Source organism: Vibrio sp. MM46 (assembly GCF_027587135.1).
GTDB classification, from domain to species: Bacteria; Pseudomonadota; Gammaproteobacteria; order Enterobacterales; family Vibrionaceae; genus Vibrio; species Vibrio harveyi.
Map to the genome: position 1 here is coordinate 70,576 of NZ_JAPPTO010000003.1, position 25,002 is coordinate 95,577.

Sequence of the window (25,002 nt, forward strand, 5' to 3'; positions counted from 1 at the left end):
GGCGCTCTTTTTTTGCGTTCGATCGCGGATTCCATATTCCCACGACTTCTCACAATGCGCTAATTCGAGCACAATAGAGCGAGTTTCTATATTCGAATTTGAAGCATTGGCGATTACCAGTGCACAAGGGAGTGCTAAGTGAAGCAAATACCAAGACACCAACAGATTGTTGAGTTGGTGAAAAAACAAGGCTACGTCAGCACGGATGAGCTGGTAGAAAAATTTAATGTCAGTCCTCAAACTATCCGTCGCGACTTAAACGACCTTGCTGATGAAAACAAGATTCGACGCTACCACGGTGGTGCTACCATTCCTCTCAGTTCAGAGAACACGTCATATAACACGCGTAAAGCGCTTAACTTCAATGAAAAAGATGTCATTGCGGAAGAACTAGTAAAGCACATTCCAGATGGCGCAACCTTGTTTATTGATATCGGTACCACGCCAGAAGCCGTCGCTCGAGCGCTCAATAAAAACCACAAACAACTTCGCGTGGTGACCAATAACATTAATGTTGCCACCATTCTTTTACCAAACCCAGAAATCAAAGTTATTTTGGCGGGCGGTGAAGTTCGCAACCGTGACGGCGGTATTGTCGGTGAAGCGACGCTCGATTTCGTCAAACAATTCCGCCTCGATTTCGGCATTTTAGGCATCAGTGGTATCGATTTTGATGGCTCACTACTGGACTTTGATTATCATGAAGTTCGCGTTAAACAGGCAATTATTGATAACAGCCGCAGTGTGTTCCTTGCGGTTGACCATTCGAAATTTGGTCGCAATGCTATGGTGAAACTGGGCAATATCGCGCAATTGAACATGGTATTCACCAACAAACAACCACCAGAAGAGATTCTTGCGATTCTAAAAGATGCCTCGGTTCCCCTTGAAGTGGTTGATACACAAATAGAAAGATCTGAGAACGAATAGCAAATTACCTCTCTTTCTATACGAATAAATGACCTCTGTCTTAATTAGGCAGAGGTTTTTTTGTGCCCAAATCACACAAAACGCTCATAAACGAAAATAAATAATGACCACAAACGAAACCTAAGCTAGGATAAACTCATGTTCCAAAATGCTCGTTCGCTCACCAAGAGGTCAAATTTATGAGTATCCAACAAAATGCTTCCACGACTAACGCATCCCCTACTTTAGACCTGATCGTGATCGGTGGCGGCATTAACGGGGCTGGTATTGCTGCAGATGCTGCTGGTCGTGGTTTAAGCGTCGGTTTGTACGAAGCTAATGACTTCGCATCGGCAACCTCTTCTGCAAGTTCAAAACTGATCCACGGCGGATTACGTTACCTTGAACACTATGAGTTTCGTTTAGTTTCGGAAGCGCTCGCTGAACGTGAAGTGATCTTACGTAAAGCACCACATGTGGCTCTACCAATGCGCTTCCGTTTACCTCATCGCCCATTTTTACGCCCAGCTTGGATGATCCGTTGTGGTTTGTTCCTTTACGATAACTTGGGTAAACGAACCACACTGCCAGGCAGCAAAACTGTCAACCTAGCAAAATCAGGTCTTTTGAAACCTGAAATGAAAACCGGTTTCGAATACTCAGATTGTTGGGTAGACGATGCGCGCTTAGTCTTACTTAACGTTCTGGCTGCAAAAGAGAATAACGCAGAAGTTCGCAACTACTGCCGCGTAGAAAAAGCACACCGTGAAGGCGGCATTTGGCATGTCACTATTCATGACGTCACCACAGACCAACGTTTCGAACGTAAAGCGAAAGCTCTGGTTAACGCTGCTGGTCCATGGGTGAAACAGTTCTTTGATGAAGGATTAGAGCAAACCTCCCCTCGCAACATTCGTTTGATCAAAGGCTCGCACATCGTTGCTCCTCGTATCCACAACGAGCCGCAAGCCTACATCCTACAAAACAAAGATAACCGCATCGTATTTATGATCCCTTACTTAGATAAGTTCTCGATCATTGGTACCACAGATGTGGAATACAAAGGCGATCCGCGTGAAGTCGCGATCTCCGAAGATGAAGTCGATTACTTGATCGATATCGTTAACCAACACTTTGTCCACCAGCTAAGCCGCGAAGATGTGGTATGGACTTACAGTGGTGTACGCCCACTGTGTGATGATGAGTCTGACTCACCGCAAGCGATCACACGTGACTACACACTAGAGTTGGATGCTGAATACGACCACGCACCTTTACTTTCAGTGTTCGGCGGCAAGCTCACGACATACCGTAAGCTTGGCGAAGCGGCAATGAAGAAACTTGCACCTTACCTACCTGAAATGGGTAAAGACTGGACGGCAAACCAAACCCTTCCCGGTGGTAACTTCAGTTGCAGCCGTGAGCAACTTGCGAAGGTGATTCATGCGAAATACTCGTGGGCATCAGAAGCAATGTTGCTGCGCTACGTGACTCAGTTTGGTACACAAACTTGGGATCTGATGGAAGGCACTAACAGCGTAGAAGATCTTGGTCACTGCTTCTCAGAGCAAGCAAGTGGCGTATATCAACGTGAAATTGATTACTTGATGAATCACGAAATGGCGCTAACCGATGAAGACATCTTATGGCGTCGTACAAAACTTGGCTTATACATGAACGAAGAGGAGAAAATCGCACTGGCAGAATATCTAAAAGAGAAGCTGCAACAAAAGGTCGTTAGCCTCTCACAAGTAAGTTAAATTGGACTCTCCTAATACAAAGCCTGCACCCCGCAGGCTTTTTTTTAGAGCTAAATTCTAATATCAACACCTTCTATCGAAAGCACAAAAAGTTTTAATTTCAGACAATTAACACTCTTACTTATTATTTTCTTCAGTCGGCAATTGCCCTCACCTCTAATTAAATCGGTATCCGATGAAGAAATCGCTATTCCTGAGCTTACTTCTCCTCAGTGGTTGCTCTGTTGCTCCTGAAGAAACACCACCTTGCGCATGTGATGACTACGTACCTCCCTATGTAAAGCCGCCAAGTGCATCTAACCAAGAGAATATCCAACAGTTACTGGCTTACATTGCGCAAAAAGCCAAAGATCGCTGGGGTGAAGATGAGTTCGTCGAAGCGGGAAAACACCGCTACGTGAAATACCTTGATGGTTATAACACCCGCGCTCATATCGACTTCGAAGCGGGAAAAATCTACGTTTCGACAATTTCCCAATACCAGCCAACGGAAAAGCTACAAAAAGCGATTGTACAGACACTACTCATGCCTGCCGATCCAGCACATGCGGAGTTGTTTAGTGACAAGGAAGCGGTATTACGTGGTAAGCCTTTTTTATTGGGGCAAGTTCTCGATCACGATGGAAAACCGATTGAATGGGAATGGCGCGCCAATCGTTACGCAGACTACCTACTCGACAACAAACTGCAAAAGAAAGCCATCAAACACGGCAGTGCTTACTATGTCGAAATCAACATGGTGAAAGATCATCTAGAACAACGCGAATACCAGTACGCTGGCTTGATACGTGACGCTGCAAAACGATATGGTTTATCAGAAGATCTGATTTTCGCCGTGATCAAAACCGAAAGTAGTTTTAACCCTTATGCGGTTTCTCATGCTGGCGCTTACGGCTTGATGCAAGTGATCCCAAAAACAGCGGGTGCGGATGTGTTTAATTTAGTAAAAAACAAACCTGGTATTCCTACCAAAGAATACTTATTCGATCCTGCCAATAACATTGATACTGGTGCAGCGTATTTCTATATATTGAAAAACCGCTATCTACGAGACGTGAAACATCCAACCTCGAAGCACTTTAGTATGATTTCCGCCTACAACGGCGGCACTGGTGGTGTGCTTTCGACGTTTGATAGCGATCGTAAGCGTGCAATGAATGAACTTAACAGCCTCAACCCAACTCAAGTTTATGATGCATTAACCACTCAACACCCAAAAGGGGAAGCGAGACGCTATCTACAGAAAGTTCTTTATTTCCAGAAAGACTTCAGCCAAGGGAATATCTAGGGTCTGTTGACCTTTTGAGCTGATTTTTGCAGCAGTTTGTGGGTTCTTTATACAAGGCAGAGGCTTTGAAATGTAGTTGCCCTACCTGATAAGCCGATAACGCAGTAGAAAGGAGCCACAAACGCTGCCCGAAGGGTTCGGCTAAAAGCGTTTTACTCTTTGTTGAGAGGATTTTGCTTAGAATAACTAGGCTACAAACCTCTCGCCGCGATTAAAACGCTTTTATCTCGAACAAAATTTAACCGCAAAAGGTCAACAGACCCTAATTTTACCTAGCCACAAAACGAAAAACGCCGCTTAGTTCCACGGAGGTATAGAACTAAGCGGCCATGTAATTACACGAAAGACACCTATGGGTCTAAAACGTCAATTGGCTAGTTAATCACTCATATTCATACGAGCAATAACAGATACAGAGTATCGAACTCCGCCTTTTCTGGCACGAGCAAAACTCAGATTAGAATTCAACGTTTTTCACATTCTTAATAATTTCCTTACTATTAATGGGTTATTTGCTGAAGCAACATCAAACAAAAAAGGCTTAGCATCTCGCTAAGCCCTTCTTCACTTTCATTTTTCTTCGATTATCCCGGATGACCATCCACACGCGGAGTTATCAACATCACACCAAAACGCCACACAAACATACCAAATGCAAGAATCCATAATGCTGCGCTGATATCAATCCAAAAGAACATCTGTGAAGGAGCAAATATCACACCTAAGCTTCTCGCTAACGCCGCAGCAATCACCGCCGCAAACGCGATACTCATGTTCGGACCTTTGTAAATCATACGTCCAGTGTGCCCCATGGTGACACGAGTAATCATTGCTAGGATTAAGCCACCTAGCGCACCAATCGCAAACAAATGAATCAAGTTGTGGTTGGCAAACGCGTTATCCCAGCTGCCACGTAGGATAAGACTTAAAGGCAGACACAAATAAGCCGCATGTAAAGACCAAACAAGTGGCTCGCTCAGAGTCAACCAAGGTTTCCAGCGTAAGAATCGAACCAATTGGGTGATACCAGCAAACAACATCAGCGGCTTCCCAAGTTCAGCAAACGTCACAGGGAAGAAACTCAGTACAAACAACATGACCAAAGGTAGGTTGGCGAGCCAATCTAGCCACATCAGCGGTTGAGCTTTTTCAAAGTTGAAACGACGTGCAGTAAAGAAAGGGATTACTCGCCCACCCATGACAGAAAGCAGTAAAGTGAACCACCACAGCATTGCTTGCCACACAGCAGAAGAGGTAAATGGAGGCATACCTTTCACCGTGGCATAACTGGCAAAGTTCGCAAAGATTGCAAGTAAGAATAACGGAACAAAAAATAGGTTACGCCACCCTTTAGCACGATAAACTCGTATGCCGACCTCATACGCTACAAATAGTAAAAACAGCGCTTCAACACTGCTGGTTAACCAAAGTGGTGCAGGCGTCCAAAGTAGAACTCGAGGAGCAAGCCATAACAAAAACAAGGCTAGCAAGGTGTAGTGCTTCGTCCCATTAATCCCCGTCCAGTTTTGTACCGCAGTCAGAACGAACCCCACCACAATCGCCATAGAGAAACCAAACAGCATTTCATGTACATGCCACCACAAAGCCGGAACACTCAACGCGCTAGGCTGCCCTGCTTGAAACATCCATACCCACAACGCAATCGCGATGATGGCGTAAATAGAGCCAAACAGGAAAAACGGTCTAAACCCAAGTCGCAGCCATGCGGGGATTTTTTCTTCCACTTTTTTATCGGTGATATTCAGCATTGTGATGCCCTTACGTACCAATTCGTACTGTCGAAAAACTTAACGTCAGCGATCTTAACACAAACATGTATAAAAAATACATGTTATAAGATCAGACTATCCTTTAGAGGTAAAAACATTGCGCCTGATGCCGTGGAGGCATTTCCTCCCAAGAACGTAAAAATGCTGGGCTCAGTAAGAATGACTTAGATATCATATTTAGGTATAACGGATAGAACGGAATTCGTCGAAGTAAAAGGGAACAATCACGATGTATATATTTGGCTACGGCAGCTTAATCAATTCGGCCTCACGTGAGCTTACAGGGCAAACGGGTGAAGCAATTCCCGTTATTGCCCATGGGTTAGTGCGCTATTGGGGCAAAGTCGACGACAGCTATATCTTGTCACCGCTGGTTGTAAATGAAGGCGAAGGGCAAGTGAACGGTGTGCTGCTCGAAGTAGACCACCAAGCGCTGACTGAATTTGACCGCCGCGAACGTGGCTATCATCGTATTCAAATTCGTCCTGAACAAATCGAAACTGACATCAGCTTTAATCCAGATCATGAGATTTGGGTATACGTGAAAAGCGATCCCCTTCCACCCTGCACGCTCAGCCCAATCATGCAAAGTTATGTAGATACCGTTTTAGCAGGATGCTTGGAAGTCTCTCACGCGTTTGCTGAACACTTTGTTCGCCATACTATAGGTTGGCAACACGCCAAAGAGAATGACCGCCACCAGCCCAAGTATGGCAACCTTGCGGGTGTGCAAGATCATCATTATGAATTAATAGATAACCTGATCAAAAAGGGAGCCTAGTGGCTCCCTTCCATTATTCATATTCGACAAATATCTGATTAGAATTTGTAGTCTAGACCTACGTAAAAGCCATCAAAATCAAAATCTAAATCACCGCCATTTTCAACATCAATCGTGACTGAAGACGCACGGTAACCACCAGAAACAATCAGACCAGAAGCAAATTCATAACCTGCTTCAGCACCGTAGTTGAAACCAATATCGCTACCATCTGTTGATATTGAGCTAGATGATGCAGTTGGAACATCCAACTTCAGGTCAACACCCATCACGCCCAAGCCAGCCACAGCGCCTAGGTAGAAACCTGTGCCTGTGAAGTAGTATTTAGGTTTCGCATTAAGATTCGCAGCGTAACCTTCAACTTCAATGCTCGCATTGTGCGCAGTGCCAAACTGATCGATGAAGTATCCGTTCTCTTTAAAGCTGCCAAAGTGAATAAACTCACCCTCAAAAGCTAATACAAACTGCTGAGAGAGCGCCATCTCTTTACCAACAGCGATACCAAAGCCTGTTGAAGACGATGAATCAATGTTCAACTCTGTATCGATCTCAGTGTTATGAATATCCGCACCAATATACCAACCACTATTTGCTTGAACCGACGCTGAAGCAACCACTGCACCTAAAGCCAATAAAGGCAAAACCTTTTTCATTATAATTTCCTATATTTTCATACTGTTAAACAGTTTTAAATCAAGAAAATTATAAATAAAGGTGAATATGAATCAACTCACTCATTTATAAAATGAGACATAAACCATAAGCATTTGTTATATAAATAAATTCAACTTACAGCTTAAACAATTCGCACGCCTAATGGCATTGCGCGTTCCGGTGTCAGTAATACGCTTTCCGACTCATCGTCAGTTTCAGCGCACAACAGCATACACTCAGAGGTTTCACCACGCATCTTAGCTTTTGCTAGATTACACAGCACTACCACCTGTTTACCCATTAACTCTTCTTCTGTGTAGTACGGTACAAGACTCGTTACCGTTTGCAGGGTTTTCTCTCCGACATCGATCTGCACAATGTATAGCTTGTCTGCATTCTCGTGGCGCGCCACCTCAATAATTTTTCCAGTGCGAATTTCTAACTTTGCAAAGTCTGAGTAAGCGATCGTTTCCATTAATTAAAATCCAAGTAAATTTTACTAAAAAGATAACGTTTACACTATCAGTAAGATTAATAATTACAAGAGGTAAAGATCGCACTTTAGAAAGCAACCACCTGTTAAAATTGCACTTATTACACAATGGGTGTTTAATACTCCGGTTAACGTTTTTAGCCAACGAAAGGTTCCTCATGGCAACAATCAAGGATGTCGCGAAAGAAGCGGGTGTATCAGTCGCTACCGTTTCTCGTGTGATCAACAAATCACCCAAGGCAAGCCAAACTTCTATCGATGCAGTGACTAAAGCGATGAGCAAACTTGGCTATCGCCCTAACGCGGCAGCACGAGCACTCGTCAGTCAAAGTACCAATACGATGGGTGTGCTGGTGAGTGATGTCTCTGACCCCTTCTTTGGCACCATGGTCAAATCGGTTGATAACGTCGCAAGAGAAAATGGTAAACACATTCTGATTGGCAATGGTTATCACAATCCAGAAGATGAACGACAAGCGTTAGAGCTGCTGATTAATAGCCGCTGTGAGGCGATTGTGATCCACTCTAAAGGCTTATCAGATGAAGAATTGATTGGCTATGCCAAAGAAGTAAAAGGGATGGTATTGATCAACCGCCACATTCCTGAGTTAGCAGAGCGTTGTATCTCTCTCGATAACCGTAAAGGTGCGTACCTCGCGACAGAATATTTACTTCGTCATGGGCATACCAAGATAGCTTGTATCGCTTCTTCACATGACATTGAAGATACCGATGAGCGCTTGCAAGGTTACCAAGCGGCGCTGAATGACCACAAGATTGAACTGTCGAAAAGTTACGTTGAATATGGTGAACCAAACAGTGATGGTGGTGAAATAGCAATGACCAACTTACTGACTAAATCACTCGAAATCACCGGTGTCGTGGCTTACAACGATTACATGGCAGCCGGGGCACTTGCCGTATTAGATCAAAACGGAATCAGCGTACCAGAGAAAGTCTCTATGGTCGGTTTTGACGATGGTTTAATTGCTCGCTTCGTCAATCCAAGTTTGACGACAATTCGTTACCCAATTGAAATGATGGCAGAACGCGCTGCTCGACTAGCGTTGGCATTATCACGAGATGAACAAGTGGAAGAAGACACGATCATCTTCAGCCCAACCTTAGTTCGTCGCAACTCGGTTGACCGCCTCTAACTCTGCACCCAATCTAAAATACGAAATAAAAAAGCTCTGCTACAGAAGTACCAGAGCTTTTTTGTTTTTAGTTCAATCAAGCTTTTGACCTACTGTAGGCAAAAAGCTCATGGCAACCCAAAAGGCTAAAAATCAATACCTTAACTAAAAAGCAAACTGAAACGTGGTACTGAATCGATACGCTTGCTCAGGTTCAAGAATACAACTTGGTTGCCCCCACTCAGCATGGTTCGGTGAATCTGGCAAAAACTGAGTTTCTAACGCCAAGCCCGCGTAGTCTTGGTATTCCCCACCGCGACGGTTTGGTGCACCCGCTAACCAGTTACCCGTATACAATTGCATGGCAGGCTTATTGGTCACGACAGACATATGCACTTTTCCATCCGGAGAAACCACCCGGGCAACGGGTTTTGAAACGTCGCGATGAGCATCAAATAGATAGCTGTGGTCATAACCTTTCGCTGCAATCTGCTGCTCATCTTGTAAGAAGTGCTCCGATACTGGCTTTTCATTTCTAAAATCAAAGCCTGTTCCTTTCACATCTTGCAATGTCCCCAAAGGAATACCGACCTCGTTAGTTGGTAGATATTGATCTGCTGCGATGGTTAAACGGTGAGAACGGCAATCCAAATCGGCTTCCGCACCAAGCAAATTAAAGTAAGCGTGGTTGGTTAAGTTCACTGGTGTTGCTTTGTCTGTCTTTGCGAAATACGCAATGCTCACTTGGTTGTCATCAGTCAGGGTATACGTCACATGGACTTCGAGGTTCCCCGGAAAACCTTGATCACCATCTTCAGACAACAAAGAAAACGTCACTTGCTGTTCGGACTGAGACTCAATGTTCCAGCGGCGCTTATCAAACCCTTCCTCACCACCGTGTAAGCAGTTTCCCGCTTGGTTAGTGGAGACTTGAAATGCTTCGCCATTAACCTCAAAAAGCCCATTGGCGATGCGGTTTGCGTAGCGACCAACAGTGACACCCATGTAACACTGTTGATGCATGAAACTCCCCATCGTCCCCACTCCGAGAAGCACTTCGCGCAACTCCCCATTCGCCAAAGGTAAACGACAACTCAGCCATGTCGCACCAATATCCATAAAGGAAACGCTCACGCCTGTGTTATTTTTCAGTTCGACCACTTTGGCAGGCACGCCATCAAAAGCAGCCTGCTGTGTCATCGTGATGGTTAATGGCTCGGTCATCTCTCGCTCCTACTAAAGCTGCGGTGCGCTTAAAGCACTTCGACTAAGCTAGCGCCATTTTTCGCTTGGCACACGTAGATAGATTCTTTCAACCCCGTTGCTGCTTGGTATTTAGCTTCAACGGTTGCTTTCACGTCATCTACTAATGCAGGCGGTACAAGAGCGACAATACAACCGCCAAAGCCGCCGCCAGTCATGCGCACACCGCCTTGCTCACCGATGACCTCTTTCACCATCTCAACCAAAGTATCGATTTCTTTTACTGTGATTTCGAAATCATCACGCATTGAAGCATGAGACTCTGCCATCAACTCACCCATGCGCTTCATGTCGTGTGCGCGAAGAGCTTGTGCGGCTTCGACCGTGCGATCGTTTTCTGTGATCACGTGGCGAGCACGTTTTGCCACCATTTCATCCAGCTCAGACACTTTCTGGTTAAACTGCTCAATGCTCACATCACGGAGTGCTTTTACGCCGAAGATGCGCGCCGCTTCTTCACATTGCTCACGACGAGTGTTGTATTCGCTGTCTACCAAGCCACGTTTTTTGTTCGAGTTGATGATCACCACAGCCATGTCTTCTGGCATCGATACTGCTTCGGTTTCTAGGCTACGGCAGTCCAATAACATCGCGTGATTTTCACGACCTTCTGCCGAAATCATTTGGTCCATGATGCCGCAGTTACAGCCGACAAATTCGTTCTCGGCTTGCTGACCGTTCAGTGCAATTTCCGCTTGGCTGATTTCTAGATTGAACAGCACTTTAAACGTTTGACCAATCACCACTTCCAATGCTGCCGATGAGCTCAAGCCCGCCCCTTGAGGCACATTGCCGCTCACGGAGATATCCGCACCAGACAATTGGTAACCGCGTGCGAGAAGAAACTTCACCACACCGCGAATGTAGTTGGCCCACATTTTGTCTTGTTGGAAAGTAATCTCTTGAGTGATATCGAACTCATCAACTGCGTTGCCGTAGTCCACAGATACCACGCGCACTAGGTTGTCTTCACGTTTTGCTGCTGCCACAACCGTTTGGTAGTTGATCGCACATGGCAATACAAAACCATCGTTGTAATCAGTGTGTTCACCAATCAGGTTGACACGACCAGGTGCTTGAATAATGTGGCTTGGAGCGTAACCCAGCACTTGTTCAAAAGAGGTTTTAACGTTTTGGATTAAATCAGACATAGTAAAATCTCAGCATAAAATTTTTGTGTGAATTCTCGACAGCTTTCATATCTCGCAATCAGAAACGACATATTTGATTGTCTAACATTTGTCATTCCGGGCGAGCCCTAGCGAGCATCCGGAATCTACGTTCAGCGCACTCTGATGGTAGATTCCGTATCACGCTCGTTCCTCGCTGTACGGAATGACATCTTTCGTATTTATCTTTAAGGTCTGTTGACCTTTCGAACAAAATTTAACCGCGAAAGATCAACAGACCCTAGTTACTGTTCTTTGTAATGCACATCGCTTAGGTCACGTAGGCGCTGTGCTGCTTGCTCTGCGGTTAAGTCGCGTTGGTTTTCTGCCAACATTTCATAACCCACCATGAACTTACGCACTGTTGCGCTACGCAGTAGCGGCGGGTAGAACAAGGCATGCAGTTGCCAATGATCGATATCAGTACCTTCTTCAAAGAATGGCGCGTAATGCCAACCCATTGAGTAAGGGAAAGAGCATTGGAATAGGTTGTCGTAACGGCTGGTTAGCTTTTTGATTGCAACCGCAAGGTCATCACGTTGCTCACCGGTTAGCTCACTCATTCGACGAATGTGCGTTTTAGGAAGTAGCATGGTTTCGAATGGCCACGCAGCCCAGTAAGGGACAACAGCAATCCAGTGCTCAGTCTCAACCACAGTACGTGAGCCATCTTTGAGTTCAGCTTGCGCGTAATCCACCAGCAAGTTACTGCCATGTTCTTGGTAGTACGCTTTTAAGTTGTGCTCTTTACGCTCAATTTCATTTGGTAAGAAGCTATTCGCCCAGATTTGACCGTGTGGATGAGGTTGAGAACATCCCATCGCTTCGCCTTTGTTCTCAAATGCTTGCACCCACACGTAGTCTTTGCCAAGCTCTTCGATTTGCTCATTCCAGGTGTCAATCACGCCACGAATTTTGTCGACTGGTAGTTCCGGTAGCGTTTTGCTGTGATCGGGAGAGAAGCAAATCACTCGGCTCAACCCGCGTACGCCTTGAGTCTTGAACAAAGGGCTGTCTGACTCAGGTGCATCTGGAGAATCCACCATCAACGCAGCAAAGTCATTCTTAAACACGTAGGTGCCTTGGTAATCTGGGTTTACATCTCCAGAAATGCGCTCGTTCGTAGGACATAGGAAACACTTCTCATCGTAACTAGGCAGTTGATCGATAGACGGTTTCTCATCGGCACCACTCCAAGGGCGTTTTGCACGATGCGGTGACACTAAAATCCACTGACCCGTTAGTGGGTTGTAGCGACGATGTGGGTGATCCACTGGGTTAAATTCAACATTCGACATCTTACTTACTCAACTTTTAAAATTTCTTTCATCTGCATTCCCCAATGAAATTGGAGTTGCTGCTAGGCGGTAAGCTTTCCAATATCCATGAGCATAGGTTTTCTATGTGATTGGAATTGGAAAGTGCAGGCGACAACGCTGCAGCATCAATTACGCAGGGGAATAGCCTTGCGGGTTATTTGACTGCCATTTCCACGTGTCCGCCGTCATTTCAGTAACGCTGCGAGTCGCTTTCCAGCCAAGAGCTCGCTCTGCTTTTTCAGTACTTGCCCAACATTCTGCAATGTCACCAGGACGGCGAGGACACAGCTCGTAAGGCACTGGCTTACCGCAAGCCAACGCGAACGCTTCCACCATATCAAGCACGCTAGAGCCTTTTCCCGTACCTAAGTTGTAAATGTGCAAACCGGCTTTATCACCGACCGATTTCAGCGCTGCGATATGACCGTCCGCTAAGTCCATCACGTGGATGTAATCACGAACGCCCGTGCCATCTGGTGTTGGGTAGTCATTGCCGAATACCGACAGTTTTTCACGGCGACCGACTGCGACTTGTGCAATGAACGGCATGAGGTTGTTTGGAATACCTTGAGGGTCCTCACCCATGGTGCCGGATGGATGTGCACCCACTGGGTTGAAATAGCGCAGTAAAGTAATGCTCCAATCGTTTTCTGCGTTGAACAGATCACTTAAGCACTCTTCCACCATGTACTTGCTACGACCGTATGGGTTGGTGGTTGCGCCCGTTGGCGAGTCTTCAGTAATAGGTACAATGTCAGGGTCGCCGTACACCGTCGCGGATGAACTGAAGACAATGCTTTTCACCCCAGCTTTGCGCATACTGCGTGCCAAAACGAGCGAGCCATTCACGTTGTTATCGTAGTACTCCAACGGCTTCGCAACGGATTCTCCAACGGCTTTTAGACCAGCGAAATGAATCACGGCTTGGATATCATGCTCAGCAAAAACCGAGTCTAAAAAGGCTTCATCACGAATATCACCTTGATGGAAGACGGGTTGTTTACCTGTCAGCGCTTCAATACGACTAAGCACTTCTACTTTGGCGTTACACAAGTTATCGACAATGATTGGCTCCATACCTGCTTCAATCATCTGTACGCATGTGTGGCTACCGATGTACCCCATACCGCCTGTGATAAGAACTTTCACTTTTGCTTCCCCATTGTTGCTGCTCATGCTTGGTAACGATTTGAGCCTATTAACCAAGCAAATTCGCTGATCGCTTAACTGGTTAAAAGTCTACCAACCAAAACCGATCCAGATCCGTGATCAAACTCAAACTTGTGTAAACGTTTCCACAAAATTACACAACACATAAAACTTAATAAGATTAAAGCAAATTTATTCATTTAAGGAATCAAAACAAAAAAATCCTAGACAAAATGTATAAACGTTTACATCTTCACGGCAACATTAAAAGGTGACGCGCAACGCAAGAAAGATCAGGCTTCGCTTTAGAACCCTGACATTGCTCTTACAAAACAAGGAGCAAAGCTCGTTACAGTAGCTCCGCCCCAAATGTAACCATTTGTAACAAGACTAAAATCCATGTCTTTTCTTTTATTGGGGCACATTGAGCACAAAGACCAAACCTAAAGGGCATCCATGCTACGCAAGCGAAACGAATTCCGAGACCACAATCAGGAAGTAAGATTGTTTAAAAACCGCGCCATCGTTGCTTTTATCGGCATGGTTATTTTGTTGGGAGGACTGGTTGCTAACCTTTATAACTTGCAGGTTAATCACTTCAAAGATTACCAAACTCGCTCGAACGACAACCGAATCAAGATCCTGCCAATAGCCCCTACCCGTGGTCTTATATATGACCGAAATGGCGTTTTGTTGGCTGAGAACCGTCCTGTTTATAACTTAGATATGATCCCAGAACAGGCGGGCGATCCAGATGCATTAATTGAAAAACTGCGTCACTATATTGATATCACCCCAGATCAAGTCGAATCCTTTAAAAAGCGTTACAAGCACACTCGCCGCTTTCGTTCTGTCACGATCATGAACGAACTGAATGACAAGCAAGTGGCGCGCTTTTCTGTTCATCAGCACGAGTTTAACGGCGTCTTTGTTACCGCAGATCTCAAACGTTACTACCCTTACGGCGAAGAACTGACCCATGTTTTGGGTTACGTTTCTCACATCAACGATCGAGACTTGCGTCGACTGGATGAAGAAGGCAAAGCACAGAATTATCAGGCAACGCAAAACATCGGCAAGTTAGGTGTTGAACGTTATTACGAAGACATCCTCCACGGCACCAAAGGCTACGAGGAAGTAGAGGTAAACAGTCGCGGTCGCGTGATTCGTACGATCAAATATGTGCCGCCAGTTCCCGGAAAAGACATCGTATTGAATCTGGATATTGAGCTACAAGAGTATGTCTACAAACAACTCAACCATCGCCAAGGCAGCGCAGTCGTGCTCGATCCACGCGACAATAGCGTATTAGCTATGGCATCAAGTCCGAGTTATGACCCAAACCCTTTTGTTAACGGCATATCTAGCAAAGCCTACCGTGCCTTACTCAATGATCCAGCTCACCCACTTGTGAACCGTACAACGCTTGGCGTTTACCCTCCTGCTTCTACGGTAAAACCTTTTATGGCCGTCGCTGGGCTTGAAGAACACGTTATCACACCAAGTACCGTGCGCAACGATCACGGTCTCTGGCGTATTCCTGGCTCTAAACCAAATTCAAAAGCATGGCGAGATTGGAAACGTTGGGGTCACGGCAACGTGGATGTCACCAAGGCAATTGAAGAATCGGTTGATTCCTTCTTTTATCAGACCGCATTTGACCTTGGGATTGACCGCATTTCGAAATGGATGAATAAATTTGGCTTTGGCTTGCCAACGGGCATCGATATTTACGAAGAAAGCAGCGCAAACATGCCGACACGAGAATGGAAAATCGCACGTCATCGCACCCCTTGGTATCAAGGTGATACGGTGCCTATCGGTATTGGGCAAGGTTATTGGACAGCAACACCAATGCAGATAGCCAAAGCAACATCATTCCTCATTAATCATGGCGAAATGAAAGCGCCACACCTTCTCAAAGCCGTGATTGAACATGGGGAAGATTTCGAAAACCAAGTCGATGTTAAACCAAAAGCGCTGCCTTCTATCGAAGGAGTACCAGAGAAGTTCTGGGATATTCCAATCAACGCCATGCGCTTGGTAAATAATGGGGCTCATGGTTCTGGTCGCCGTGCATTTAGAGGCGCAGAGTACAGCAGTGGCGGTAAATCAGGGACTGCGCAGGTATTTGGTCTGCGCAAAGACGAAGTCTACAACTCCAAAAAACTCGCAAACCACCTACTCGACCACGCATTGTTTACCGCGTTTGCACCATACGATAAACCCAAGTACGTGGCGACCGTGGTTATCGAGCACGGTAATGGTGGCTCTAAAGTGGGCGCGCCGTTCATTCGAAATGTGTTTGATCACTTGCTTGTCCATCACGACAAAGACGACAGCAATAAGGTGAAGTCTTAAATACGCCAGAACAACACCCAATAAACAAAGCCTGAGTGGATGTCCTAGCCACTTGGGCTTTTGTTTGTTTTCCAGCACAACCCCACCCACCCAAATTCTATAAAATACAAAAAATGTGAGATAAATCAGAAGCGAATAACAACGAGAAGAACATCACTATCAATAACCCCCCTTTCGTTTGCTAAAACGAAATCATCAATAGTTCCCCCCTCATCACTAAGAAAATAAAGTTTTTGGATTTCACTCTTTTTAAACCGAAAGACAATTTGCGCAAATTGGAAAAGCAGAAGATTTGTGACAGCAAGCTCAACGAAAACAGGGATGGTGATTTCAAATGTAAGAGCAATAAATAATCAGTAAGGGAAAATCAATGAACTACAAGACTTTGAAAGCTAGTGGGTTGGCGGTTATAGTCTCGGCAGCTTACATAGGGAATGCGTACTCAATGGAAATAGCCAATGATGCAATGGCAATAACATTTGATAATAACTCAGGTGTCGTGTCATTGATCAACAATAATACGGATGAACAAATCACCCCAACTGAACTTTTCTTCATTACTCTACCGAATGAAACAACACTTCATACCAAAGATTTTAAGTTGGAAAAGTACAAGAAAGATGGTGACAGCATCAATCTCACTTTTGTTCGCAATGATTTTGAAGTGGATGTCACTTTGAACGTAATCAAACAACGATATGTGAGTGTTGATTACAAAATCAAAGCTGTTGGTAACGATCGCAAGATCAAAAAAATCACTTTCTTGCCAACCAAAAAACAAGCGCAAGCGCCTTATGTTGACGGTAGCATTAACAGCTCACCAATTATCGCGGATACGTTCTTCATGCTGCCGTGTAAACCGATTGTAAATACCTATGCTTACGAAACGAAAACCAACCTCAATATTGATATTGTCACTCCAATAAGCACAAACGCCCCATTAAAATATACAACTTATATCGGTACGTTTAGCGAAGTCAGTCAATTAAGACGCGACTTCAACAAGTTCATTGAAGCAATGCGACCACGTCCCTACAAACCATATTTACATTACAATTCATGGATGGATATTGGCTTTTTCACTCCTTATACAGAAAGTGACATTAAAGGACGAATGAAAGAGATTTATCATGAGTTGGTGGAAAAACGCGGCGTAGTTCTTGATGGGTTCTTACTTGATGACGGCTGGGATGACTTAACAGGAAACTGGGATTTTGGCTCAGCATTTGCTGATGGGTTTGGGAGCGTAAAAGAGCTAGCCGATTCAATGAATACTAGTGTAGGTTTGTGGCTTTCCCCTTGGGGAGGCTATAACAAGCCACGTGACATTCGCGTTTCACATGCAAAGGATAATGGTTTCGAAACGGTGGATGGCAAGTTTGCTCTCTCAGGTCCGGTGTACTTCAAAAACTTCAATGACAAAATCACCAATCTGATTAAAAACGAACATATTTCATCGTTTAAACTTGATGGAATGGGCAACGCAACATCTCACTTAAAAGGCAGTCAATTTGCTTCCGATTTTGATGCGTCAGTTCAGTTGATCGAAAACATGCACAAGGCCAACGATAAGGTATTTATCAACCTAACGACCGGGACCAACGCAAGCCCATCATGGTTATTCTTCGCTGACTCCATTTGGCGCCAAGGTGATGATATCAACCTTTATGGTGATGGCTCTCCAACACAACAGTGGGTCACTTACCGAGACGCTGAAACATATCGTTCGATTGTCCGTAAAGGTCCATTATTCCCGATGAGTTCGATAATGCTTCACGGTATTGTCAGCGCCAAAAACGCTTATTATGGACTTGAGAAAGTACAATCCGATCAAGATTTTGCCGATCAAGTATGGTCATATTTTGCAACTGGCACACAACTACAAGAAATGTATATTACGCCAGATATGCTCAATTCAACTAAATGGGACACTCTTGCAAAAGCAGCTAAATGGGCAAGAGAGAACGCCGATGTTTTAGTGGATTCACATTGGATTGGTGGCAATCCAACTAACTTAGCGGTGTATGGTTTTGCGTCATGGAATGAAAACAAAGCCGTAATTTCGTTGCGTAACCCATCGGATAAACCACAAAAATATTACTTGGATCTCAATCGTGATTTTGAATTGCCTACAGGCGCAAATGGGCAGTTCAAGCTAAAAATGGCTTACGGTGAAAACAACACAATTCCATCTCACTACACCGACCCAGTAGTTATAACCCTGCAGCCACTACAAACTTTAGTCATCAACGCGAATAAATAACCAGTAACCAAAGAAAAGGCACTGTTATGGTGCCTTTGTTCGCTTTTTCTCAGACCTTAATACCATCAAATACGATAGAGCAACGAGTGCTTAACGTATTCTTCCGGCAGATAACTTCACTTCCCCGATCGCACAGTTTTACTAAAAGTTTGTGCATCCATAAGTAGCTGTTTACAATGGTGGGATTATTGCTTTTCTCACTGGGACAGTGAGCTTTGCCTACGGGAAGTGCACATGGCAACACTAAAAGATATCGCTACTGAAGCTGGCGTCTCACTCGCGACCGTATCGCGCGTGTTAAATGATGATCCGACTTTGAGCGTAAAAGAAGAAACCAAACACCGCATCTTAGAAATCGCAGAAAAGCTGGAATACCGCACCAGCAGTTCCAAAAAAGCCACCAAAGAGGCAAGACAAAAACACCACTTCTTAGCCTTGTATAACTACAAGCAAGAAGCCGAGGTGAATGACCCTTATTACTTGTCGATTCGTCACGGGATTGAAACCCAGTGTGACAAATTGGGCATTACGCTAACCAATTGCTACGACAGCATCATCGATGTAGAAACGCAAAAGATCACCGGAATCCTTCTGGTCGGTAAAACTGACAGCGCCGTGATTCGTAAATTGCCTAAACGTCTTACTGACAGCATTTGCTACATCGACTTCTCTGACAGCGATAGCACATACGACTGTGTTGATATCGATCTTGCGCGAATCAGTAAACAAGTGGTCGACTTCTTTGTTGAACAAGGCTACGAACGGATTGGTTTTATTGGTGGTCAAGATGAACCAAACACTGCAGACATTCGTGAAAATGCATTTGTAGAATACGGCAGCTTGAAAGGCGTGGTGTCAGAAGACGATATTTATCGCGGCGACTTCTCTAGCTTATCTGGTTACGATTTAGCAAAAGCCATGTTAGCAAAAGGCGATTTTCCTAAAGCGCTCTTTATCGCTTCAGATTCAATTGCAATTGGTGTTTTACGCGCGATTCATGAATTCGGTTTGAACATTCCACAAGACATTGCCCTAATCAGCGTCAATGACATTCCAACCGCCCGATTTACCTTCCCACCACTCTCAACTGTGCGCATTCATTCTGAGATGATGGGTATTCAAGGGGTAAATTTATTAGTAGAAAAATACCGCGACGGTCGCGCACTGCCTCTACAAGTGCATGTGCCGAGCAAATTAAAACTCCGCGGCACCACTCAGTAATTCCCTTCACATTATCAAATTTATAAAGCACTGAATATTCAGTGCTTTTTTATTATCCCCTCTTTAAATCTAGCTATTTTTTATCCACTTTACCTAAGAAATCGGCTTGGGATGCCATTCCTTTATCCTGATCACATCTTGTTCAATGATCGTCCAATAAAACGTGACCAAGTTAAAGTTAAACGTTTTCACTAATTTATTTTAGTAAAACTTTTACTAATATCTTTTCCCAGATAATTCATCACTCTTTTTCAAATGACATCGGCTGCATTTCTTTTGGATAGCTTCAAGTATTGGACTCCTCCTTTGCCTGCTACCAAACTAAGCCGAGGGGAGAACAAACGTGAACAATTGGGAAAACTTCCTTCACCTGCATGAGAATCGTATGGCACCACGTGCTTACTTCTTCTCTTACGATTCAATTAAAAACGCACAAACATTCCAACGAGAACTGAGCAGCCGCTTCAAACTGCTAAGTGGTCAATGGACATTCAACTACTTCACCAATCCTCTCTTGGTGCCAGAAGAGTTTTACTCGCAAAAAATGGAAGAATGGGGACAAATTACCGTTCCAAACATGTGGCAAATGGAAGGTCATGGCGACCTTCAATACACAGATGAAGGCTTCCCATTCCCTATCGATGTGCCTTTTGTTCCGACAGATAACCCGACAGGTGCTTACCAACGCACGTTCACTCTGGGTGAAAACTGGAACGACAAACAAACCATCATCAAATTTGATGGCGTTGAAACCTACTTCGAAGTTTACGTAAACGGTCATTACGTTGGCTTTAGCAAAGGCAGTCGATTGACCGCAGAGTTCGACATCTCTTCTTATGTACAACAAGGTGAAAATTTACTGTCTGTACGTGTGATGCAGTGGGCAGATTCGACTTACATTGAAGACCAAGACATGTGGTGGACGGCGGGTATCTTCCGCGATGTGTACCTTGTCGGAAAAGAGCACGTTCACGTCCAAGATCTGACTGTTCGTACTGATTTCGCCGACGATTACCAAAGTGCTACCTTAAGCTGCCAAGTTGAACTAGAAAACCTATCGACTACGGTTGCGTCTGGTTACACGCTGGAATATGCCCTTCAAGATAAAAGCACTGTGGTTGTAAGCGGTCAATGTGATTCACTGACTATCCAAGACAACAGCCAAACAAGCTTTGCCATTGATGTGGTGAACCCAATCCATTGGACAGCGGAAAATCCATACCTTTACCAACTGTTCATTACGCTAAAAGACGCACAAGGCAATATTGTCGAAGTGATTCCGCAACGTGTTGGCTTCCGAGACATTAAAGTGCGTGACGGCCTGTTCTACATCAACAACCAATACGTAATGCTACACGGTGTAAACCGTCATGATAATGACCACCTAAAAGGTCGCGCTGTTGGCATGGATCGCATCGAGAAAGACCTGATCTTGATGAAACAACACAACATCAACTCAGTTCGCACCGCGCACTACCCTAACGACCCACGCTTCTACGAGCTGTGTGACATTTACGGCTTGTTCGTAATGGCAGAAACCGACGTAGAAACCCACGGCTTCGCTAACGTTGGCGATCTCAGCCGCATCACCAATGACCCTGCATGGGAAAGTGTGTTTGTCGATCGCGCAGAGCGCCATGTTCATGCTCAAAAGAACCACCCTTCGATCATCATGTGGTCACTGGGCAATGAGTCTGGTTACGGCTGCAATATCCGCGCTATGTACAGCGCAACTAAGGCGATTGATGACACTCGCTTAGTGCACTACGAAGAGGACCGCGATGCAGAAGTGGTTGACGTCATTTCAACCATGTACTCACGTGCTCAGCTCATGAACCACTTTGGTGAACACCCGCACGACAAGCCTCGCATCATCTGCGAATACGCACACGCGATGGGTAACGGACCTGGCGGTCTGACGGAATACCAAAACGTGTTCTACAAGCATGACCACATTCAAGGTCACTACGTTTGGGAATGGTGTGACCATGGCGTATTAGCGCACGATGAAAATGGTCAAGAGTTCTACAAGTACGGCGGCGACTACGGCGATTATCCAAACAACTACAACTTCTGTATGGATGGTTTGATTTACCCAGATCAAACGCCGGGACCAGGCTTAAAAGAATACAAACAAGTTATCGCACCAGTGAAAATTCACGCGGTGGAAGGCACAAAAGACCGCTTTACCCTAGAGAACAAATTGTGGTTCACCAACCTGAATGATTACACCATCACTGCGGATATCCGAGCGGAAGGTGAAACGCTGCGCAGTGTGCAGTTTAAGGTCGAAGAGCTTGCAGCGAACAGCGCACGTGAAATCACGATTAATTTGCCTGAACTGGACGAGCGTGAAGCCTTTATTAACTTCACCGTGCGCAAAGACAGTCGAACTCTGTACAGCGAAGCAAACCACGACATCGCGACCTACCAGTTCCAGCTAAAAGAAAACACAGCAAGTGAAGCCGAGTTTGTTAACCACAATGCGCAAGCGTTAGTAACAACAGAAAGCCGCTTGGAACACGTGATTGAAGGCCACAACTTCACGCTGATTTTCTCTAAAGTCAACGGCAAGCTGACCTCTTGGCTCGTCAATGGTGAAGAGCTGATTCAATCTGAGCCTAGACTGAACTTCTTCAAGCCAATGATTGATAACCACAAACAAGAGTACGAAGGTTTGTGGCACCCAGCACACTTGCAAATCATGCAAGAGCACTTCCGCACGCTGCAAGTCGAAGCAACCGATGATTCGGTTTCGATCACGACCACCAGCATCATTGCACCGCCGGTGTTCGATTTTGGCATGCGCTGTACCTACCGCTACCAAATCAACGCACAAGGGCATTTGAATGTGGAACTGAGTGGCGAGCGCTACGGCGATTACTCGCATGTTATCCCTGTGATTGGTTTGGATTTGGGCATCAACGGCAGCTTTGACCAAGTCAGTTACTACGGTCGCGGTCCTGAAGAAAACTACCAAGACAGCCGCCAAGCCAACTTGATTGATGTTTACCACAGCACGGTAGCCGACATGTTTGAGAACTACCCGTTCCCACAAAACAACGGTAACCGCCAACACGTTCGTTGGGCATCACTAACGAATCGTCACGGCACGGGGTTGTTGGTGAAACCACAACAAGAAATCAACTTCAGCGCGTGGTTCTACACCAACCAAAACCTGCACGAAGCGCAACACACCATTGAGCTAGAAAAGAGCGGCTACATCACGCTCAACCTTGACCATCAAGTGATGGGACTGGGTTCAAACTCGTGGGGAAGCGAAGTGCTCGACTCATACCGTGTATACATGGATGAATTCCGTTATGGCTTAACGCTGATGCCGCTTCAAGTTGGCGATTGCAGTGCACAAGCCATGGCAAACCATGATTTCGACAATGCGTTCTTCACTCAATCCAATACTCAAACAGCAAACGAGGCGTAATCCATGATCGTGTTAGACAACTTAGACCAATTCAAAGTCGTGTACCGCAATGGGCGTAAATGGCAGCGCTGTGTCGAGGCAATTGAGAACACCGTAAACCTTAAAGATGGCGTGATGTATTCCATCGGAGACTCCTTGGTTTACATGATTCAAGACGGCACAAAACAAACTGAAATGTTTGAAGGCAACCGCCGCTACTTCGACGTGCATTACTACCTTGAAGGTCGCGAAACGGTGGAGTTCGCAGACAAGAAAAACCTACAACCTGAGCAAGCTTACCAAGATGAAACTGACCGCGAGTTCCTTTCCGGTCAAGGGGATACTCGTGAGCTTTGTGAGGGTCAAGTAGCAATTTTCGATAACACCAAAGCCTACCGCTTCCACGGTGATAACCGCGTTAGAAAGGTCGTGCTGAAAGTCACTATCGAAGATGGCTACTTCTTAAATAAATAACAAAAGCAAAGAACAAGAGAAGGGCTGCGCTCACAGCAATGCAAGCCCTTCCTCCCTACAATTCCAACGTGATTCATCGGAGATAGAAAATGTCTGAATCCAAACGTAATACGATAGGCAAATTCGGGTTGTTGTCCCTTACCTTTGCCGCGGTCTTTAGCTTCAACAACGTAATTAATAACAACATTGAGATCGGTCTTGCTTCAGCGCCAATGTTCTTCTTGGCAACCATTTTTTACTTTATTCCTTTCTGTTTGATCATCGCAGAGTTTGTATCGTTAAACAAAGACTCGGAAGCCGGTGTGTATGCATGGGTAAAAAGCTCACTTGGCGGACGTTGGGCGTTTATCTCTGCCTACACCTACTGGTTTGTTAACCTATTTTTCTTCACGTCATTGCTGCCTCGCGTTATTGCTTATGCGTCATACGCGTTCCTTGGCTATGAATACATTCTGACCCCACTCACCACAACAGCACTGAGTATGATTCTGTTTGCGTTCGCAACTTACGTATCAACTAACGGCGCGAAGATGTTGGGTCCAATTACCTCAGTCACTTCTTCTTTGATGCTGCTACTGACTATGTCGTACATCCTGCTTGCTGGCGCTGCATTAGTCGGTGGCGTTCAACCTGCTGACCCAATCACAGTAGAAGCCATGGTGCCAGACTTTAGCTGGGCATTCCTAGGCATTACCACTTGGATCTTTATGGCAGCAGGCGGTGCTGAATCGGTAGCGGTTTACGTAAACGACGTGAAAGGCGGCTCAAAGTCTTTTGTTAAAGTGATCATCGTTGCAGGTATCTTCATCGGCGTACTTTACTGTGTCGCTTCAGTGCTGATTAACGTATTCGTACCTAGCGAAACACTTAAATACACGGGTGGCTCTGTACAAGTATTTGAAGGTTTAGCGGCGCACTTCGGCTTGCCTGAAATATTGATGAACCGCTTTGTAGGCTTAGTGTCGTTTACTGCAATGTTCGGCTCTCTGCTAATGTGGACAGCGACACCAGTGAAAATCTTCTTCTCTGAAATTCCAGAAGGTATCTTTGGTAAGAAAACCGTAGAGCTAAATGAAAACGGCGTGCCTGCTCGTGCTGCTTGGTACCAATTCCTTATCGTTATTCCACTGATGATCATCCCGACTTTAGGCTCGAACACAGCGCAAGATCTGATGAACACGGTCATCAACATGACGGCAGCGGCTTCAATGTTGCCACCACTGTTTATCATGTTGGCTTACCTAAACCTACGCCTAAAACTGGACCATCTAGAACGTGATTTCAAAATGGGCTCTCGTATGACAGGTATCGCTGCGGTTTCTGTGCTTATCGTTATCTTTACTGTGGGCTTCCTAGCGTCAACCTTCCCAACTGGCGCAGACATCATGACGATTATTTTCTACAACGTTGGTGGCATTGTGATTTTCCTTGGCTTTGCTTGGTGGAAGTACAGCCAGTACGAAAAATCACTCGACCAAGAAGAGCGCGCCAAAGAAGCAGCGCCAGCAACTCAAGCAATGTAAGCCTTACACATAACGCTTGATAGCACCT

18 protein-coding genes are annotated in these 25,002 nt (G+C 45.2%); 11 read left to right on the plus strand and 7 right to left on the minus strand.

The genetic code is table 11. From position 1 onward, the window contains the following. The first annotated feature begins 138 nt into the window (after positions 1-138). The 3 genes from OH459_RS04190 (at position 139) to mltC (ending at position 3,957) form a co-directional block, all read left to right on the plus strand. Complete coding sequence (locus OH459_RS04190; protein WP_005450892.1) at positions 139-930, plus strand: DeoR/GlpR family transcriptional regulator; 792 nt, start codon at positions 139-141, stop codon at positions 928-930. A 179-nt stretch (positions 931-1,109) separates the two neighbouring features. Then, positions 1,110-2,669 carry a glycerol-3-phosphate dehydrogenase gene (gene glpD / locus OH459_RS04195; protein ID WP_269985957.1) on the plus strand — a complete coding sequence of 520 codons (1,560 nt, stop codon included), beginning with the start codon at positions 1,110-1,112 and terminating at the stop codon, positions 2,667-2,669. 175 nt (positions 2,670-2,844) lie between these two features. After that, positions 2,845-3,957, plus strand: coding sequence for a membrane-bound lytic murein transglycosylase MltC (mltC, locus tag OH459_RS04200; RefSeq protein WP_017189193.1), 1,113 nt, complete (start codon positions 2,845-2,847; stop codon positions 3,955-3,957). A 584-nt stretch (positions 3,958-4,541) separates the two neighbouring features. Here mltC and OH459_RS04205 read toward each other — a convergent pair. Beyond that, entirely contained in the window at positions 4,542-5,726 is a 1,185-nt protein-coding gene (locus OH459_RS04205) for an NnrS family protein (protein ID WP_050934924.1), read from the minus strand. Positions 5,727-5,976: 250 nt separating this feature from the next. Here OH459_RS04205 and OH459_RS04210 point away from each other — a divergent pair, with 250 nt between their 5' ends. Continuing rightward, on the plus strand, positions 5,977-6,528 hold the full coding sequence (locus OH459_RS04210) for a gamma-glutamylcyclotransferase family protein (RefSeq protein WP_005450884.1): 552 nt from the start codon (positions 5,977-5,979) through the stop codon (positions 6,526-6,528). 38 nt (positions 6,529-6,566) lie between these two features. Here OH459_RS04210 and OH459_RS04215 read toward each other — a convergent pair whose 3' ends face one another. Beyond that, the gene (locus tag OH459_RS04215) at positions 6,567-7,181 is read right to left on the minus strand and encodes an outer membrane beta-barrel protein (RefSeq protein WP_005450882.1); all 615 of its coding nucleotides are present in this window, start codon (positions 7,179-7,181) and stop codon (positions 6,567-6,569) included. A gap of 143 nt (positions 7,182-7,324) precedes the next feature. Continuing rightward, a complete protein-coding gene (locus tag OH459_RS04220; RefSeq protein ID WP_269985963.1) occupies positions 7,325-7,657 on the minus strand; it encodes a tRNA-binding protein in 333 nt (110 codons plus the stop codon). 176 nt (positions 7,658-7,833) lie between these two features. Between OH459_RS04220 and OH459_RS04225 the strand changes: the two genes are divergently transcribed. Beyond that, positions 7,834-8,832: a substrate-binding domain-containing protein gene (locus tag OH459_RS04225; protein WP_050933942.1), complete on the plus strand. Its 999-nt coding sequence runs from the start codon at positions 7,834-7,836 to the stop codon at positions 8,830-8,832. A gap of 144 nt (positions 8,833-8,976) precedes the next feature. On the opposite strand, the gene galM is transcribed toward OH459_RS04225, so the two are convergent. From galM to galE, 4 genes are all read right to left on the minus strand, one after another. Then, on the minus strand, positions 8,977-10,035 hold the full coding sequence (galM, locus tag OH459_RS04230; protein ID WP_269985966.1) for a galactose-1-epimerase: 1,059 nt from the start codon (positions 10,033-10,035) through the stop codon (positions 8,977-8,979). A 29-nt stretch (positions 10,036-10,064) separates the two neighbouring features. Further along, positions 10,065-11,225, minus strand: coding sequence for a galactokinase (galK, locus tag OH459_RS04235; RefSeq protein WP_005449057.1), 1,161 nt, complete (start codon positions 11,223-11,225; stop codon positions 10,065-10,067). Between the two features lie 263 nt (positions 11,226-11,488). Next, a complete protein-coding gene (locus tag OH459_RS04240) occupies positions 11,489-12,541 on the minus strand; it encodes a UDP-glucose--hexose-1-phosphate uridylyltransferase (protein ID WP_269985969.1) in 1,053 nt (350 codons plus the stop codon). 150 nt (positions 12,542-12,691) lie between these two features. Further along, the gene (galE, locus tag OH459_RS04245) at positions 12,692-13,711 is read right to left on the minus strand and encodes a UDP-glucose 4-epimerase GalE (RefSeq protein WP_269986016.1); all 1,020 of its coding nucleotides are present in this window, start codon (positions 13,709-13,711) and stop codon (positions 12,692-12,694) included. A gap of 456 nt (positions 13,712-14,167) precedes the next feature. On the opposite strand from galE, the gene mrdA reads away from it, so the two are divergent. From mrdA to OH459_RS04275, 6 genes are all read left to right on the plus strand, one after another. After that, positions 14,168-16,072 carry a penicillin-binding protein 2 gene (gene mrdA, locus OH459_RS04250; protein ID WP_017817717.1) on the plus strand — a complete coding sequence of 635 codons (1,905 nt, stop codon included), beginning with the start codon at positions 14,168-14,170 and terminating at the stop codon, positions 16,070-16,072. Positions 16,073-16,442: 370 nt separating this feature from the next. Further along, positions 16,443-18,335, plus strand: coding sequence for an enterotoxin (locus OH459_RS04255; RefSeq protein WP_269985972.1), 1,893 nt, complete (start codon positions 16,443-16,445; stop codon positions 18,333-18,335). 234 nt (positions 18,336-18,569) lie between these two features. Then, a complete protein-coding gene (gene ebgR, locus OH459_RS04260; protein ID WP_005449063.1) occupies positions 18,570-19,556 on the plus strand; it encodes a transcriptional regulator EbgR in 987 nt (328 codons plus the stop codon). 343 nt (positions 19,557-19,899) lie between these two features. Beyond that, positions 19,900-22,998: a beta-galactosidase subunit alpha gene (gene ebgA / locus OH459_RS04265; protein WP_269985975.1), complete on the plus strand. Its 3,099-nt coding sequence runs from the start codon at positions 19,900-19,902 to the stop codon at positions 22,996-22,998. 3 nt (positions 22,999-23,001) lie between these two features. Continuing rightward, positions 23,002-23,451: a beta-galactosidase subunit beta gene (locus OH459_RS04270; RefSeq protein ID WP_009698695.1), complete on the plus strand. Its 450-nt coding sequence runs from the start codon at positions 23,002-23,004 to the stop codon at positions 23,449-23,451. An 89-nt stretch (positions 23,452-23,540) separates the two neighbouring features. Beyond that, positions 23,541-24,974, plus strand: coding sequence for an amino acid permease (locus OH459_RS04275; RefSeq protein WP_005449069.1), 1,434 nt, complete (start codon positions 23,541-23,543; stop codon positions 24,972-24,974). Positions 24,975-25,002: the final 28 nt, after the last annotated feature.